Source organism: Rhodococcus sp. S3, assembly GCF_058211795.1.
The window spans coordinates 712,028-727,168 of record NZ_CM177074.1 but is presented as its reverse complement, the minus strand read 5'-3'; the positions used below and the strand labels follow the sequence as shown (position 1 = coordinate 727,168).

Here is a 15,141-nt window from a genome sequence, read left to right as displayed (position 1 = left end):
GCGCGCTGCGGCGCCGGAGGGCACAGTACCAAAGGTTAGGCTTACCGTATATGTTGCTCAGTGATCGTGTGTCCTGTGGCGCGGTCCTGCCAGCAGACCTCCTCAACCGGAAGGTACGAGAATGCAAGTGCCGGTCCTCGGCGCAACCGCTACCGACCGGGCCGAGCGGCCCGTCGCGCACCCGTTCGTCCTGTCCCGCCCGCACGGCACGGTGGTCGCCGAAGGCGTGAGCGCACGCTTCGACCGCGCGTCCGTCGCCGCCGACGCCCTGCGCACCGGACAGGCCGCCGCGATCGTCGGAGCATTGCCCTTCGCACCCGACGGACCGGCCGCACTGACCGCTCCGAACACACTCCATCACTCCCCCGTGCACTACGACGCTCCGGCCGCCGACCTGCCCCCGATCACGATCACAGGTGCACTGCCGTCGGAGGGCGAGCACATCGATCGGGTCGAGACCGTACTGCGCCTGCTCCGCTCGGACGACAACGACCTGCTCAAGGTGGTCCTGGCCCGGGCACTCGCTCTGCGCGCCGACCGGCCCGTCACCCCACACGACCTCCTCGTCGCTCTCACGCGAAACGATCCGCTGCACAACGGCTTCCTCGTCGACCTCACCGCCGCCGGCGGTGCGTGGACGGGACGTCACCTGGTGGGATCGAGCCCGGAGGTGCTCGTGCGCCGTCGCGGCGATCGGGTCACCGCCCACCCCCTCGCCGGATCCGCACCGCGTCATCGCGACCCCGAGATCGATCGGGCGACAGCCGACGAACTCGCCGGGTCTGCGAAGAACCTCGCCGAGCACGCACACGTGATCGATGCGATCCGCACCGCGCTCGAACCGTTGTGCGTCGACCTCGACATCCCCGAGCAGCCGACCGTGACGAGCACGCGCCAGCTGTGGCATCTCGGCACTCCCATCGAGGGTCGCCTGCGCGATCCGGGTGTCACGGCCCTCGATCTCGCACTCGCAGTGCACCCCACTCCCGCGATCTGCGGCACGCCGACCGCCGCGGCCCGCGATCTGATCCTCGCCACCGAGGGCGACCGGGGCTTCTACGCCGGTGCGCTCGGATGGTGCGACGCCGCGGGCGACGGCGAGTGGCTGGTCACCATCCGCTGCGCCGTCCTCGACGCCGACGGTGTCGGGCTCACGGCGTACGCCGGGGGCGGTATCGTCGCCGACTCCGACCCCGCCGACGAACTGGCCGAGACGACCGTCAAGTTCGGCACCGTCCTCGATGCACTGGGAGTACTCCGATGACCGATACCGCACCCTCCCCCGTCACGCTCGTCGTCGGGGCCGCGCAGGGCATCGGCCGCGCGACCGCCGAGGTCCTCGCGCGTGCCGGCCACCGTCTCGTACTCGCCGACCGCAACGCCGAGGGACTGCGCAAGACCGCCGCCCTGCTCGGCGGCTCCGTCCCCACCTACCCCGTCGACATCCGCGACCACGACGCCGTCGCCTACGTCGTCGAGAGCATCGAATCCGAGCACGGACCGATCGAGCATCTCGCGCACGTCGCCGGTGTCTTCACCACGGGATCGGTGCTCGACTCCGATCCCGAGGACTGGCAGCACATGTACGACGTCAACGTCACCGGCCTGCTGTCGGTCCTGCGTTCGGTCGGACGGGCCATGCGGGAGCGGCGGTCGGGTTCGATCGTCGTCGTCGGATCGAACTCCGCCGGGGTGCCGCGCATGGGCATGGGCGCCTACGGATCGTCCAAGGCCGCCTCCACGATGATCGTCCGGATCCTCGGACTCGAACTGGCGCAGTACGGGATCCGCGCCAACATCGTCGCCCCGGGCTCCACCGACACCGCCATGCAGCGCTCGCTGTGGGAGGACCCGAACGACGACGCGGGCGCCCGCAGCGCCATCGAGGGTGACCTGTCGCAGTTCAAGGTCGGCATCCCCCTCGGCCGCATCGCCGAGCCCGCCGACATCGCCGAGGCCATCGAGTTCCTGCTGTCCGACCGTGCTCGCCACATCACCATGCAGGCGCTGTACATCGACGGCGGCGCCACCCTCCGCGCCTGACCGACAGACCGGCCCGACCGACCCGACATCGATCCGCATCCCGAAAGGAACCGTTCCGTGACAACCGGTTTCGAGCGCACGCCGCTCGTCGACACCGCCCGCTACCCCGAGGAGTTCGCCGAGCGGTATCGCGCAGCCGGTTACTGGACGAGCGAGACCTTCGGCGAGTTCCTCCCGGCCCGCGCCGCCCGGTTCGCCGATCGCACCGCCGTCGTCGGACACGACGCGACGGGCACCTGGCGGCACATCACCTACCGCGAACTCGACGACGCCTCGGCCCGCATCGCCGCCGGTCTCGCCGACCTCGGGGTCCGGAAGGGCGACCGTGTCGTCCTGCAGTTGCCGAACATCGTCGAGTACACCGAGGTGCTCTTCGCGGTCTTCCGCCTCGGCGCGCTCCCCGTCTTCTCCCTGCCCGCACACCGCGCGTCGGAGATCGGCTACTTCTGCCGGTTCAGCGACGCCGCAGCGTACGTGATCGCCGCCGAACACGGCGGATTCGACTACCGCGTGCTCGCCCGGCAGGTCACCTCGGAGATGGAGAATCCGCCGGCGGTCGTGGTCGCGGGTGAGGCCGAGGAGTTCACCGCGCTCGGGTCGTTGCGCGACCGCGAACCCGCTCCGATCACGGAGAACGACTCCGGAAGCGTTGCCTTCCTCCAACTGTCGGGTGGCACGACCGGAACGTCGAAGCTCATCCCCCGCACCCACGCCGACTACCTGTACTCCGTGCGCGAGTCCGCGGTGATCTGCGGAGTGGACGAGAACACCCGCATGCTGGTCGCGCTGCCGGCCGCGCACAACTTCCCGATGAGCTCGCCGGGCATCCTCGGTGTGCTGCACGCCGGCGGCACCGTCGTCCTCGCTCCGGATCCGAGCCCCGACACCGCGTTCGCCCTGATCGAGAGCGAGGGCGTGACGATGGCGTCGCTCGTCCCGCCCCTCGCGCAGGCGTGGCTGTCGGCGCGGGCCCGCACCGAACGCGACCTGTCGTCGCTCGAGGTACTGCAGGTCGGTGGCGCGAAGTTCCCGGCCGAGGCCGCCAAACGCGTTCGCCCCGAACTCGGCTGCACGCTGCAGCAGGTCTTCGGAATGGCGGAGGGTCTCGTCAACTACACCCGGCTCGACGACGACGAGGACACCATCGTCACCACCCAGGGCCGGCCGATCAGCCCCGACGACGAGATCCGCGTCGTCGACGACGCGGACGAACCCGTCGCCGCGGGCACCACCGGTCACCTGCTCACCCGCGGCCCGTACACGATCCGGGGCTACTACAACGCGCCGGAACACAATTCGACGGCGTTCACCCCGGACGGCTTCTACCGCACCGGCGACATCGTCCGGCTCACCGAGCACGGCTACATCGTCGTCGAGGGACGCGCGAAGGACCAGATCAATCGCGGTGGCGAGAAGATCGCAGCCGAGGAGGTCGAGAACCATCTGATCGCGCACCCGGCCGTGCTCGACGCGGCGGTGGTGTCGATGCCCGACCAGTATCTCGGCGAACGCACCTGCGCTTTCGTCGTCACCGAGGGTGAAGTGCCGAAGGCCCTCGCGCTCAAGAAGTTCCTGAGGGAGCGAGGGCTGGCCGAGTACAAGATCCCCGACAAGGTGCAGTTCGTCGACGCCTTCCCGGTCACGGGAGTGGGCAAGATCAGCCGGAACGAACTGCGGCGCGCTCTCGCGGCCACTCTGAAGGACTGATCTCGCTCCGCGACGACGGGACGGTCTCACCTCGCTCGGCGCGGGCCGCGAGGGTCGCGTAGCGGCCACCGCGGGCGACGAGGTCGTCGTGCGTTCCGCGTTCGACGATGCGGCCCCGGTCGAGGACCACGATCTCGTCGGCGTTGCGCACGGTCGAGAGCCGGTGCGCGATGGTGATGGTCGTGCGTCCGCTGCGCGCGGCGTCGACGGCCTGCTGCACGGCGTGCTCGGTGTCGTTGTCGAGGGCGCTGGTCGCCTCGTCGAGCACGAGGACACGCGGGTCGCGCAGGAGCGTGCGTGCGATCGCCAGGCGCTGCTTCTCGCCGCCCGAGAAGCGGTGTCCGCGGGCGCCGACGACGGTGTCGTAGCCGTCCGGCAGCGAGACGATCAGGTCGTGGATGTGCGCGGCGCGGGCCGCGGCCTCGATCTCGTCGTCGGTCGCGTCCGGCTTCGCGTAGCGCAGGTTCTCCCGGACGGTCGCGTGGAGGAGGTAGGTCTCCTGCGAGACCACGCCGACCAGTCCGGCGAGATCGGCGAGCCGCATGTCGCGCAGGTCGACACCGTCGATGCTCACGCGCCCCTCGACCGGGTCGTACAGTCGTGCGACGAGCGAGCCGAGCGTGGTCTTGCCCGAGCCTGTCTCACCGACGAGCGCAACCTGCGCCCCCGCCGGGACGTCGAGGTCGATCCCGTCGAGCGCGTTGCGGTGCGCTCCTTCGTAGCGGAAGCTCACGTTCTCGAACCGCACCCGGCCGGCGACGGTCGCCGGGTCGACGGGCGCCGGATCGCGCGGGTCGTCGATGTCGACGGGAAGGTCGAGGTATTCGAAGATGCGGCTGAACAGGGCCAGCGAACTGGTGACGGAGACACCGACGTCGAGCAGGCTCATCAGCGGCCGGAACAGCGCGCCCTGCAGTCCGGTGAAGGCCACCAGGGTGCCGATCGTCATGCCGCCCGAGGTGGCCGGCAGACCGGCGACGAGATAGAGGACCGCGGGGATCGCCGCGAAGACGATGTTCATCGTGGCCATGCGCCAGCGGCCGGACAACTGCGCGTGCACCTCGAGATCGGCCAGTTCCTCCGATGTGCGGGCGAACTTGTCGGACAGTGCCGGGCCGGTGCCCAGCGTCTTGACGAGCAGCACGCCGCTGACCGACAGTCCTTCGTCGATCTGCGACTGCATGTCGGCGAGGCGGCGCTGCTGACGGGCAGTGACGGCGCGGCGCATGAGCGCGACCCGGCGCGTGAGCCAGATGGCCGGCGGGAGCACGATCAGGGACAGCAGGGCCAGTCGCCAGCTGAGGACCGCCATGGCGATCGCCGTGCCGACGACGGTGGTGACGTTGGACGCCAGCGAGGTCGCGGTGTTGGTGACCACGGACTGCATGCCACCGATGTCGTTGGTCAGCCGCGACTGGATCTCGCCGCCGCGAGTGCGGGTGAAGAAGTTCAGAGACTGGCGCTGCAGGTGGGAGAAGACCCGGGTGCGCAGACCGTGCATGACGTTCTGGCCGACGGTCGTGGAGATCCAGGTCTGGACGACGGACAGGAGCGAGCTCGCGACGGTGACGGCCAGCATGCCACCGACCGCCCACAGCAGCAGGCTCACGTTCTGGTGCGGGATGGCGTCGTCGATGACGGCGCGGACGAGGAAGGGGGTCGCGAGGGAGATCACCGACGAGGCGATGATGAGCGCGACGACGAGGGTGATCTTCCACCGGTAGGGCGCGAAGAGGGCGCCGATACGGCGCAGGCTCACCGGGGCTTCGCGGAGCTGTTCGAGATCCTTCTTGTCGATCCTGCCGCGGCTGCCCGGCTTGCCGCCGAGTGTGGGTGGGGGCTGCATCATGTGCGCCACCTCGATTCGTGGTTCGTGTTTCGTACTTATTGAGGTTGCCTCATTGAGTGGCAACCGTCAAGTGAGGTAATGTGAGGACTATGTCGGATTCACCCGTCGCACTGCGCGATCTGCTCCTCACCACCACGCGTACGCTGCGCCGACGCTGGCACGACCTCCTCCAGCCGTGGGGATTGTCACCCCACGAGTACCGGGCCCTCGACGTCATCGGACGCGCCGACGACCCGATCCGCCTCGGCGTCGTGGCCAAGGAACTGCGCATCGTCCCCCGCTCGGCCACCGAGGTCGTCGACCGCCTCGAGACGCGGGGTCTCACCGAGCGGCTCCCCGATCCCGCCGACCGGCGCGCGGTCTGCGTGCGGCTGACCGACGAGGGCCGCAGGATCCGGGCCGAGCTGGCCTCCGCCCGCGATGCCGACGCCGTCGAGATGTTCGACCGGCTCGGCGCCGAGGAACGCGCGCGACTGTCCGATCTGCTGCACAAACTCGTCGACGACCGGCCGCGCTGATCCTTTCCGGTTCCGGGTACTCACATTTCCGACGGCGGCGACGTCTTCCCTACGAGGGCCTGTGCCCGTGTTGTCCGGCCGATCGAGGAGAGCCCGTGGAGACCATCGAGAATCTGCAGTCGCGCGTCGACGCACTGAACCTGCCCGAGCTGACGAACGAGCTCGACGAGAACGGCTGCGTCCTCACCGGGCCGCTGCTGAGCGACGACGAATGCGCCGAGCTCGCGGCCCTGTGGGACGACGACGCCCGCTTCCGCACCACGGTCGACATGAGCCGCTACCGATACGGGCACGGCATCTACAAGTACTTCGGCCCACCCGTCCCCGACGCCGTCGCACACCTGCGCTCGGCGTTCTACCGGCAGCTGCTCGGCGTCGCGCGCTCGTGGGCCGAACGCCTCGGCGATCCGGCACCCTGGCCCGACGACTTCGACGACTGGCTGGGCATGTGCCACGCGGCCGGCCAGACCGACCCCACCCCGCTGATGCTGCGCTACACCACCGGCGACTGGAACGCCCTGCACCGCGACCTCTACGGCGACCTCGTGTTCCCCCTGCAGGTCGTGATCGGGCTCGACCGGGCGGGCGTCGACTACACCGGCGGTGAGTTCCTGCTGGTCGAACAACGGCCCCGCGCGCAGTCGCGGGGCACCGTCACCGTGCTCGAGCGCGGCCACGCGCTGATCTTCACCACCCGCGACCGACCGATCCGCTCGGCACGCGGATGGTCGCGGGCGCCGGTCCGGCACGGCGTGAGCACCGTCCGTTCCGGCCTGCGTCGCACGCTCGGCCTGGTCCTGCACGACGCGGCCTGAGCATTCTTACCGTTCGAAGATCCGCCGCGGATTGTCCACGAGCATCGTGGTGATCTGCTCCTCGGTCACGCCCCGTTCGCGCAGGGCCGGCAGCACCTCGTCGCTGATGTGGTTGTAGTTCCAGTTGGGCACGGCGGCCTGCTTCACGTCGTGCGGGAACCAGTCGATGAAGCATGCCGCGTCGTGCGAGAGCACCATGCGCTCGGTATAACCGGCCTCCACGAGCGCGACCACCGTGTCGACGCGCTGCTCGAACGGCAACAGCAGGTCGAGGCCGAAGCGGTCCATCCCCAGAATCGAACCGGCGTCGGCGATCCGGCGCAGGTAATCCAGATCGGTCGAATCACCGCTGTGCCCGACGACCACCTTGGTGAGGTCGACACCTTCCTCCGCGAGCACGCGTTGCGCCACCTCCCCCGATCCGGTGTGCGGGTTGGTGTGCACCGTGATCGGCACGCCGGTCTCGACGTGCGCCTGCCCCACCGCCCGAATCACGCGTTCGACGCCCGGCGTGAGGCCCGGAAGCTCGATGGCGCACTTGAGCATTCCTGCACGTACCCCCGTGCCGGCGATGCCCTCGCGGATGTCCTTCACGAACAGTTCGGTGAGCGGTTCCGGTCCGTCCACCAGCAGCCCCGGCCCGACGTTGTGGAACTGGAACGGCAGATCGTTGTAGGTGTACAGGCCCGTCGCGACGACGATGGAGATGTCCACCTGTTCGGCGACGCGCTGGATGCGCGGGATGTACCGGCCGAGACCGACCACCGTGGGATCGACGATCGTGTCGATGCCACGCTCCGACAACGCCTTCAACTTCGCCACCGCGTCGTCGACACGCTCGTCCTCGTCCCACGGGCTCGGGTAGTCGGGAAAGTTGCTGCGGATCTCCTCGCCGAGCACGAAGACGTGCTCGTGCATGAGGACTCTGCCCAGACGGCCCGTGTCGAGGGGGCCGCGAACGGTGTCGACGGATGTCATGACCGGTGACGTTAGGACACCACCGGCGGGAGGGGCACCGATTTCACGAATCGGTGGGAGTCGACTCCTCGAGGGCCTGACGGTAGCGACGCATGCCGCGCAGCCACCGGTCGTAGTCGGCGCCCTTGTTCCGGTACATCTCGAGGACCTCCGGGTGCGGAAGGATCAGGAAGTGCTCCTCCTCCATCGCGGCGAACACCGTCTCCGCGACGTCCGCGGGTTCGAGCACCGCACCGGCGGTCGTGACGGCCCGGGTGGCGAGTTCGCCGAGTGCATGCCCGGATGCGTCCCCCGAGTACAGCAGGGGTGTGTTGACGCCCATCGGGCACAGGCAGCTCACCCGCACGCCCTTGTCGCCGTAGGTCACCGACAACCACTCGGCGAAACCGACGGCCGCGTGCTTGGTGACCGAGTAGGTGGCCGAGCCGATCTGGGTGAGCAGGCCCGCCGCCGACGCCGTGCTGACGAAATAGCCCTCGCCGCGTTCGACCCAGCGGGGCACCAGCAGTCGCGCCGCCCGGATGTGTGCGCGCAGGTTGACGTCGAAGGACTGCTCCCAGACCGAGTCCTCGATCTCCAGGCCCGGCACACCGGTGACACCGGCATTGGCGAAGTACATGTCCACGGGACCGAACTCCGCTTCGGCGCGCTCGACGAGCCCGCGGATGTGCTCGTCGTCGGAGACGTCCGCCGCCACCGCCACGGCGCTGCCCGGCGTCTTCTCCTCGAGCGTCGCGACGACGCGCTGTGCCGCGTGTTCGTCGAGGTCTGCGACCACCACTCGCGCACCCCGTTCGACGAGGCCGGCAGCGATGGCGCCGCCGATTCCGCCGCCCCCGCCGGTCACGACGGCCACTCTGCCTTCGACCTTCATCGCTGTTACCTCCCCGTCGAATCGCAGTGCCGTCCCGTGCGGCACAGTTGGTACGGAACCTGTCTACACGTATCACCGGCTGTAGGTACCGCTCACACGCACGGAAGGTCGAGCACCCGGGATGGACGAATTGTTCTCCGTCTCCCGTCCGCGACGCGAGATCGCGCCGGGCGCCGTGCACGTGCCCGACTGGCTCGGCCCGGACGAACAGCGCGAGCTCGTCGAGCTGTGTCGCGAATGGGCGCGCCCACCGGCGCCGATGCGGCACACCCTGCTGCCGGGTGGCGGACGGATGTCGGTGAGCACGGTGTGCCTCGGATGGCACTGGTCGCCCTACCGGTACACCCGCACCGCGGTCGACGTCGACGACGCTCCCGTTCCCCCGCTTCCCGACCGGCTCGTCGAACTCGGGCGGCGTGCCGTCGCCCATGCCTACGACGATCCGGCGGTCGGGAACGGGTACGAGCCCGATACCGCCCTGATCAATTTCTACGACCGCGACGCGCGGATGAACATGCATCAGGACAAGGACGAGCGGGTGAGCGCGCCGATCGTGTCGCTCAGCCTCGGGGATGCCTGCCTGTTCCGGTTCGGCAACACCGAGTCGCGCGGCCGGCCGTACACCGACGTGCGTCTCGAATCCGGCGACCTGTTCGTCTTCGGCGGGCCGTCGCGGTTCGCCTACCACGGGGTGCCGGTCGTGTATCCGGACACCGGTAGCGCCCGCTGCGGACTCACCGCTGGGCGCCTCAACATCACCCTGCGGAGCACCGGACTCGCCTGACCGAACCGTGCCGGAATTCCGAACGTTCGGTCTGCGACTTTGTAACCAACTACACTCGGAGTAGCGGTTCTCCGGCGAGAAATACGTCAAATCGGACGATATTCTCGTGCGGTAGTCATCGGTGTCGGGGTCGATCACAGGAGACTGCCATGTCCGACTTCGTTTGTCGTCGTGTCCTGGCGATCATCGCAGGACTCACCCTCGGCCTGACCGGACCTGTCGCCGCCGCTGCCGCTACCGGCACCGCGTCCACCGCCGGCGCGGAGACCTTCCGTCCGTGCCCGGAGCGGTTCGTCATCGCGGTCGACGGAACCCGCAACCTCGACACCCCGGATTCGATCGATCCCGATTCGCCCCTCGCGAAGATCTCGGCGCGCTACGCGGCACCCGGCACGGTGGTCGAGCACATCCGTTATCCCGCCGTCGTGGTCCCGGTGCCCGAGTCCGGGTCGAGCGAGGGATCTGGTCGTCTCGCCTACGACGAGTCCAAGAGGATCGGGCACCAGCGCCTGCGCGAGACCATCACCGTCCGGCACGGCTCGTGCCCCGACAGCGAACTCGTCGTCCTCGGTTACTCGCAGGGCGCGTCGATCGCCGGCGACGTCCTCGCCGAGATCGCAGCCGACGGTTCGGTGCCGCCGGAGCGGATCAGCGGTGTGTTGTACTCCGACCCGCGTGACACCCGGGGAGTCGAAACACTGTTTCCGGGCGAGGTCGTCCCGGGCATCACGCTCGGCGGTGGTCGCGACGACTTCGGCACGATCGCCGTCGAACGGATCTGCATCGAGGGTGACGCGGTCTGCGACGGCGTGACGCCAGAGGAGAGCGAAGGGTGGTTGGGCGAGAACGTTACCGGCTACCTGAGACTGCACACGACCTATCCCGACTACGAGCCGTGAGCATCGTCGCACCAGGGAGAACCCGGGCGGGGATATACCGGTTCGGTATCGTCGGTTCATGAGCGTCGAGTCCCCGGCCACCCATCTCTCCGCTTCCGGCGATGATCCTCTCGCGCTCGAGCGGCAGGTGTGTTTCGCGCTCGCCGTGGCGAACCGCGCCGTGCTCGCGGTCTATCGACCGATCCTCGACGGGCTGGGCCTGACCCACCCGCAGTATCTGGTCATGCTTGCTCTGTGGGAACGTTCGCCGCTGACGAGCAAGGAGGTGGGGCAGTTGCTCCAGCTCGACTCCCCCACGCTGTCTCCCCTGCTCAAGCGACTCGAGGCGCTGGGCCTGCTCACCCGCGCGCGCAGCGCGGCCGACGAACGGCAACTCGTCCTCGAGCTCACCGACGCCGGACGGGCGCTGCGTGCCGAGGCCGAGTCGGTGCCGGGACAGGTCGTCGACGCCCTCGGTGTCGGACTCGACGAACTCCAGGACCTGCACGCCGCGCTCGTCCGCGTCAACGCGGCGGCACTGAAGGCCGGAGCACTCTGACAGATCGGTAGCTGCCGCAACCCCGACGGCTCGCGGCAGCACTGTCCGACCGTCTTCTATCGATACGCATCGGCACGGTGCGAAATCGCGGTGACCTCGACCGTGCGGCGCTCATTCCTCGGACGACCGGTCGTCACGCATCAGTCGCTTCAGCTCCTCCGTATCGACGACGTCTCCCGACTCGACCTCGGTTCGGCCCGCGATGTGCGTCCTCAGCAGATCGGCAACCGACAACACCGCGATCGTCTCCTGCATCGCGTCGTAATCGTCGGCACCGAGAAGCACCGCGGCGCGGTGCCCGTTACGGGTGATCTCGAATCGCTCGTGTGTGGGCTCGGCCTCGTCGACCAGTCGTGACAATTGCGCCCGGGCGATGGCGACAGGAAGAGTGGTCATGTACATACTTCTAGCGAAATCGCTGGGGAAGTCGCAGGTCATTCGGTTCGCGTCGAGTCCGACGCCGGCTTTCGACGCGAGGCCACGAACGCCAGGACGAGACCGAAGGCCACCCAGCACAGCAGGACGATCGTGGGGAAACCCGCGCCGGCGCCGTCGCGATCCGGCCGGACGGTCGGTGACCCGGGGCGCCGCACGCGCGGACGCCCCGGGACCGGCTCAGTGCGGGAGTTCGAGCGTCGTCGGCACCAGCGGAACCGAGGCCTCGCCGGTGTAGACGAGGAAGGTGAACGACTCCTGGAAGTACAGGTTCACCGTCTCGGCGTCGTGCGAGAGGTAGCCGATCGACAGATCCTGGCCGACCTGCAGGTCGTAGTCGCCGCCGCGCGTGGTCAGGACGAACGCACCGTCGATCGCCGGGGCCCAGATGAGGTCGCCGTCGATGAGGCGGCGCAGCTGTTCGCGGATCGGATAGCCGTGATCGGACGTCTCGCTGACCTTGGTGTATTCGTCGGCGCCGAGCAGGATCGAGTACGGGCCGCCTACACCCGCCAGTCGCAGCTGCGACAACGCCTGGCTGATGATCTCCGGGAAGTCGCGGGGATCGTCGGGCAGCTGCAGGGACGGGTTCGACGACGACGCCCGGATGCCCTCGATACCGGCGGCCGCGTAGCCCTCGAAGATCGCGCGGTCCTCGGCGAAGGCGATCTGGCGGGCCGCTTCCTTGACGGGGTCGAGGTCGATGTCGCGGGAACCGCGCTCGACGCTGTCGATCTCCTCGCGCGACAGCGTGAACGGCACCCGCAGTTCGACGACCGGCGCGACGCGGTGCTGGCGTGCCCGCACTCCGGTGGCCGGGGGCTCGATCTCGCGGGTGCGGCCGAGACCCACCGCTGCGAAGTCGGTGCCGTGCGGTCCGGAGAAGTCGACGACGGTGCGTCCGGCGACGTGCCGCTTGAAGGTGCGCGCGGCCTCCTCCTCGATCTCGGTCCATGCTGCCTCGGAAATCGGGGCGAGGTCGCGATACAGATTGTTCACAGCGTCGAACTCCTTCGCAGAGCGCCAATTCCGAGTGATCCGTCGGCCGGCCGGCCGGCGGTCGAGGCACTCGAATCGTCGTGGGAGGGAATATCCGCCGGTGACGGCGGAAGATCTTCGAGGAACTCCAGCGAGGGGCAGAAGAACAGCGAGCCCGTCACCGCGGTGGAGAAGTCCAGGATGCGGTCGGTGTTGCCGGGTGGGCTGCCCAGGAACATGTTGCGCAGCATCTGCTCGGTCACCTCCGGGGTGGCCGAGTAACCGATGAAGTAGGTGCCGAACTCGTCGGCGCCGAAGCTGCCGAACGGCATGTTCGCGCGCACGATCTGCTGCTCGACCCCGTTCTCGTCGACGATCACGTTCAGCGCGACGTGCGAATTCGCGGGCTTGGTCTCGTCGTCGAGTTCGATGTCGTCGAGCTTGGTCCGGCCGATCGCCCGCTCCTGCTCCTCCACCGTCAGCGAGTTCCACGACGCGAGGTCGTGCAGGTACTTCTGGACGATGACGTAGCTACCCCCGGCGAAGTCCGGATCCTCGTCGGAGACCAGGGCCGCGTCGACGGCCTCGTCGTCCTCGGGGTTCTCCGTTCCGTCGACGAAGCCGAGCAGGTCGCGGCGCTCGAAATAACGGAAGCCGTGCGTCTCGTCGACGACCCGAGCCGCACCGCGCAGCCGATCGTTGATCTTCGCGGCGAGTTCGAAACACAGGTCCATCGTCGACGCGCGGAGGTGGAACAGCAGGTCGCCGGGGGTCGAGGGGGCCCGGTGCCGACCGCCGTCGAGCGGGACGAACGGATGGAGTCCGGCGGGCCGGGGGCCGTCGAACAGCCGGTCCCACATGTCCGAGCCGATGCCGGTGACGACCGACAGACCGCCCTCCGGGATGCGGAAACCGACCGAGCGGCGCAGGCCTGAGAGATCCTCGAGCAGATCCCGCACGGTGTCCTCTGCGCCCTCGTCGACGGTGACGACGAGGAAGATCGCCGCTTCGGTGAGGGGGGTCAGTATCGGTTGTGCACGAACCACTCCGACAACGCTAGTGCACCCCGACGAAACAGGCACTCACGGCACGCCGACGTTCGTCACTGCACAATTGCAGCGTCAAGGCACCATCCAGCCCAGTACGGAGGTGGACTGCAGCCACACGAGGACGGCAAGCACCGCGAGACCGGCGATGCTCAATGGCCAGATCCGGCGCATGAGCAATCCGTCCTTGCCGGACAGTCCCTTCACCGACGACACAAGCGCGAGGTTCTGCAGTGCGATCGGGGTGCCGGTGGTGCCGCCGGCCATGTTCCCCGCGACCAGCACGGTCGGGTCGAGTCCCGACTGCTGGGCCGCGGCGACCTGCAGGCTGCCGAACATCGCATTGGAGGCGGTGTTCGAGCCGGTGACCACGACGCCGAGCCAGCCGAGCACCGGCGACAACAGCGCGAACGCCACGCCCGCACCGGCGAGGAAACCACCGATCGTGGCGGTCTGCCCGGACAGGTTCATCACGTACGCGAGGGCGAGCACCGCCGTCACCGTCGCGAACGACCACCGCAACTGCACGACCGCCGCGACGAAGCACCGCACCGCGTCGGCCACCGCGACCTTCAGCACCGGCATGGACAGCAGCGCGGCGACGAAGACGAGGCTGCCCGGAGCCGTGAGCAGATCGATGGTGAAGGTCTCCGCGGTGGGAACGTCCCCGTCGGCCGTGGTCACGTCCACACCCGGCCACGGGAAGGACAGGCTCGCGTTCGACAGCAGCGACGCCACCGGACCGAACCGGCTGACGAGGAAGACGATGACGATCAGCGCGTAGGGAGCGAACGCCTCGACGACGCGTCGCCGCGAGTCGTGGATCCGCTCGGCCGCGGCCCGGCGGGCCTCCCGATGCGTGGGGTGCACCTTCACCGCGACGAGCAGCACGAGCAGACCGGCCACTGCACCGGCGATGTTGCTCAGCCCGACGGTGAGGTAGCTCGCGCACACGAACTGGGCGGCGCCGAAGGCGAGTCCGACGACGAGCGCGACCGGCCACGTCTCGCGGACACCGCGCCATCCGCCGATCACCGCGACCAGCACGAGCGGGACGAACACCGCGAGCAGGCAGACCTGGCGCGCGACGACCGGTCCGATCTCGTCGATCGGGATCTCCGACACGCGCGACATCGTCAGGATCGGTGTGCCCATGACTCCGAGCGGGGTGACGACCGAGTTGGCGAGCAGTGACGCCGCGGCTGCACGCACCGGCGGCAGACCGGCGCCGATGAGCACGACGGTCGACACGACGATGGGGGTGCCGAAGCCGGCGACCGCCTCGAGCAGCGCGCCGAACAGGAAGGCGATGACGATGGTGAGGATCCGCGGATCCGGGGATATTCGCCCGAACGCGCGGGTGAGGACGTCGAAGTGCCCGGATTCGACGGTGAGCCGGTACACCCAGACGGCGTTGACCACCGTCCACATGATCGGGAAGAGACCGAAGACCGCACCCTCGACACCGGCGCTGAGCGCGGATCCGACCGGCATGCCGTAGACGGCGGTGCCCACGATGAGGGCCACGACCACCGCGATGCCTGCGGCCGAATGGGACCGCAGACGGAAGACGGCGAGCAGGACGAGCATGGTCAGCAGCGGGAGTACCGCCACCAGTGCCGACCACGCGAGAGACCCGCCGACCGGCGCGATCGGCTGAACGTATGCACCTGTCAC

15 protein-coding genes are annotated in these 15,141 nt (G+C 68.9%); 8 read left to right on the top strand and 7 right to left on the bottom strand.

All coding sequences use genetic code 11. The features are described from left to right. Positions 1-121 precede the first annotated feature (121 nt). From AC0LPE_RS03420 to AC0LPE_RS03410, 3 genes are read left to right on the top strand one after another with little or no spacing between them, the layout of a single operon-like run. Positions 122-1,264, top strand: a complete 1,143-nt coding sequence (locus AC0LPE_RS03420; RefSeq protein ID WP_490605600.1) for an isochorismate synthase — start codon at positions 122-124, stop codon at positions 1,262-1,264. Then, the gene (locus AC0LPE_RS03415) at positions 1,261-2,043 is read left to right on the top strand and encodes a 2,3-dihydro-2,3-dihydroxybenzoate dehydrogenase (protein ID WP_145693007.1); all 783 of its coding nucleotides are present in this window, start codon (positions 1,261-1,263) and stop codon (positions 2,041-2,043) included. Before AC0LPE_RS03420 ends, AC0LPE_RS03415 begins: the two co-directional genes overlap by 4 nt. Before the next feature lie 57 nt (positions 2,044-2,100). Continuing rightward, the gene (locus tag AC0LPE_RS03410; RefSeq protein WP_490605599.1) at positions 2,101-3,750 is read left to right on the top strand and encodes a (2,3-dihydroxybenzoyl)adenylate synthase; all 1,650 of its coding nucleotides are present in this window, start codon (positions 2,101-2,103) and stop codon (positions 3,748-3,750) included. On the opposite strand, the gene AC0LPE_RS03405 is transcribed toward AC0LPE_RS03410, so the two are convergent. Further along, a complete protein-coding gene (locus tag AC0LPE_RS03405) occupies positions 3,701-5,599 on the bottom strand; it encodes an ABC transporter ATP-binding protein (protein WP_229567024.1) in 1,899 nt (632 codons plus the stop codon). The two genes, AC0LPE_RS03410 and AC0LPE_RS03405, sit on opposite strands and share 50 nt — an antisense overlap. Positions 5,600-5,688: 89 nt before the next feature. Here AC0LPE_RS03405 and AC0LPE_RS03400 point away from each other — a divergent pair, with 89 nt between their 5' ends. Next, a complete protein-coding gene (locus tag AC0LPE_RS03400) occupies positions 5,689-6,117 on the top strand; it encodes a MarR family winged helix-turn-helix transcriptional regulator (RefSeq protein ID WP_016693967.1) in 429 nt (142 codons plus the stop codon). A 95-nt stretch (positions 6,118-6,212) separates the two neighbouring features. Continuing rightward, positions 6,213-6,932: a 2OG-Fe(II) oxygenase gene (locus AC0LPE_RS03395; protein ID WP_145693005.1), complete on the top strand. Its 720-nt coding sequence runs from the start codon at positions 6,213-6,215 to the stop codon at positions 6,930-6,932. A gap of 6 nt (positions 6,933-6,938) precedes the next feature. On the opposite strand, the gene AC0LPE_RS03390 is transcribed toward AC0LPE_RS03395, so the two are convergent. Beyond that, positions 6,939-7,910: a phosphotriesterase gene (locus AC0LPE_RS03390; protein WP_160873730.1), complete on the bottom strand. Its 972-nt coding sequence runs from the start codon at positions 7,908-7,910 to the stop codon at positions 6,939-6,941. A gap of 43 nt (positions 7,911-7,953) precedes the next feature. Then, positions 7,954-8,784 carry an SDR family oxidoreductase gene (locus AC0LPE_RS03385; protein ID WP_059382437.1) on the bottom strand — a complete coding sequence of 277 codons (831 nt, stop codon included), beginning with the start codon at positions 8,782-8,784 and terminating at the stop codon, positions 7,954-7,956. 121 nt (positions 8,785-8,905) lie between these two features. Here AC0LPE_RS03385 and AC0LPE_RS03380 point away from each other — a divergent pair, with 121 nt between their 5' ends. The 3 genes from AC0LPE_RS03380 to AC0LPE_RS03370 all read left to right on the top strand — a co-directional run bounded on the left by AC0LPE_RS03380 (position 8,906) and on the right by AC0LPE_RS03370 (position 11,005). Continuing rightward, a complete protein-coding gene (locus AC0LPE_RS03380; protein WP_490605598.1) occupies positions 8,906-9,568 on the top strand; it encodes an alpha-ketoglutarate-dependent dioxygenase AlkB family protein in 663 nt (220 codons plus the stop codon). Positions 9,569-9,717: 149 nt separating this feature from the next. Continuing rightward, entirely contained in the window at positions 9,718-10,467 is a 750-nt protein-coding gene (locus tag AC0LPE_RS03375; RefSeq protein WP_145693003.1) for a cutinase family protein, read from the top strand. 58 nt (positions 10,468-10,525) lie between these two features. Then, positions 10,526-11,005 carry a MarR family winged helix-turn-helix transcriptional regulator gene (locus tag AC0LPE_RS03370; RefSeq protein ID WP_160873728.1) on the top strand — a complete coding sequence of 160 codons (480 nt, stop codon included), beginning with the start codon at positions 10,526-10,528 and terminating at the stop codon, positions 11,003-11,005. Between the two features lie 111 nt (positions 11,006-11,116). Here the strand turns inward: AC0LPE_RS03370 and AC0LPE_RS03365 are convergent, their stop codons facing one another. The 4 genes from AC0LPE_RS03365 to AC0LPE_RS03350 form a co-directional block, all read right to left on the bottom strand. Further along, positions 11,117-11,401, bottom strand: coding sequence for a type II toxin-antitoxin system Phd/YefM family antitoxin (locus tag AC0LPE_RS03365; protein ID WP_229567018.1), 285 nt, complete (start codon positions 11,399-11,401; stop codon positions 11,117-11,119). Between the two features lie 219 nt (positions 11,402-11,620). Beyond that, a complete protein-coding gene (locus AC0LPE_RS03360; RefSeq protein WP_160873727.1) occupies positions 11,621-12,439 on the bottom strand; it encodes a family 1 encapsulin nanocompartment shell protein in 819 nt (272 codons plus the stop codon). Next, positions 12,436-13,464, bottom strand: a complete 1,029-nt coding sequence (locus AC0LPE_RS03355; protein WP_490605597.1) for a Dyp-type peroxidase — start codon at positions 13,462-13,464, stop codon at positions 12,436-12,438. Before AC0LPE_RS03355 ends, AC0LPE_RS03360 begins: the two co-directional genes overlap by 4 nt. 75 nt (positions 13,465-13,539) lie before the next feature. Then, a complete protein-coding gene (locus AC0LPE_RS03350) occupies positions 13,540-15,141 on the bottom strand; it encodes an L-lactate permease (RefSeq protein WP_473242066.1) in 1,602 nt (533 codons plus the stop codon).

What these genes read in the sequence shown, in the direction of transcription:
- AC0LPE_RS03420 (WP_490605600.1), top strand. Translation starts at nt 122, where the DNA reads ATGCAAGTGCCGGTCCTCGGCGCAACCGCTACCGACCGGGCCGAGCGG.
- AC0LPE_RS03415 (WP_145693007.1), top strand. Translation starts at nt 1,261, where the DNA reads ATGACCGATACCGCACCCTCCCCCGTCACGCTCGTCGTCGGGGCCGCG.
- AC0LPE_RS03405 (WP_229567024.1), bottom strand. Translation starts at nt 5,599, where the DNA reads ATGATGCAGCCCCCACCCACACTCGGCGGCAAGCCGGGCAGCCGCGGC.
- AC0LPE_RS03400 (WP_016693967.1), top strand. Translation starts at nt 5,689, where the DNA reads ATGTCGGATTCACCCGTCGCACTGCGCGATCTGCTCCTCACCACCACG.
- AC0LPE_RS03390 (WP_160873730.1), bottom strand. Translation starts at nt 7,910, where the DNA reads ATGACATCCGTCGACACCGTTCGCGGCCCCCTCGACACGGGCCGTCTG.
- AC0LPE_RS03385 (WP_059382437.1), bottom strand. Translation starts at nt 8,784, where the DNA reads ATGAAGGTCGAAGGCAGAGTGGCCGTCGTGACCGGCGGGGGCGGCGGA.
- AC0LPE_RS03380 (WP_490605598.1), top strand. Translation starts at nt 8,906, where the DNA reads ATGGACGAATTGTTCTCCGTCTCCCGTCCGCGACGCGAGATCGCGCCG.
- AC0LPE_RS03375 (WP_145693003.1), top strand. Translation starts at nt 9,718, where the DNA reads ATGTCCGACTTCGTTTGTCGTCGTGTCCTGGCGATCATCGCAGGACTC.
- AC0LPE_RS03370 (WP_160873728.1), top strand. Translation starts at nt 10,526, where the DNA reads ATGAGCGTCGAGTCCCCGGCCACCCATCTCTCCGCTTCCGGCGATGAT.
- AC0LPE_RS03365 (WP_229567018.1), bottom strand. Translation starts at nt 11,401, where the DNA reads ATGACCACTCTTCCTGTCGCCATCGCCCGGGCGCAATTGTCACGACTG.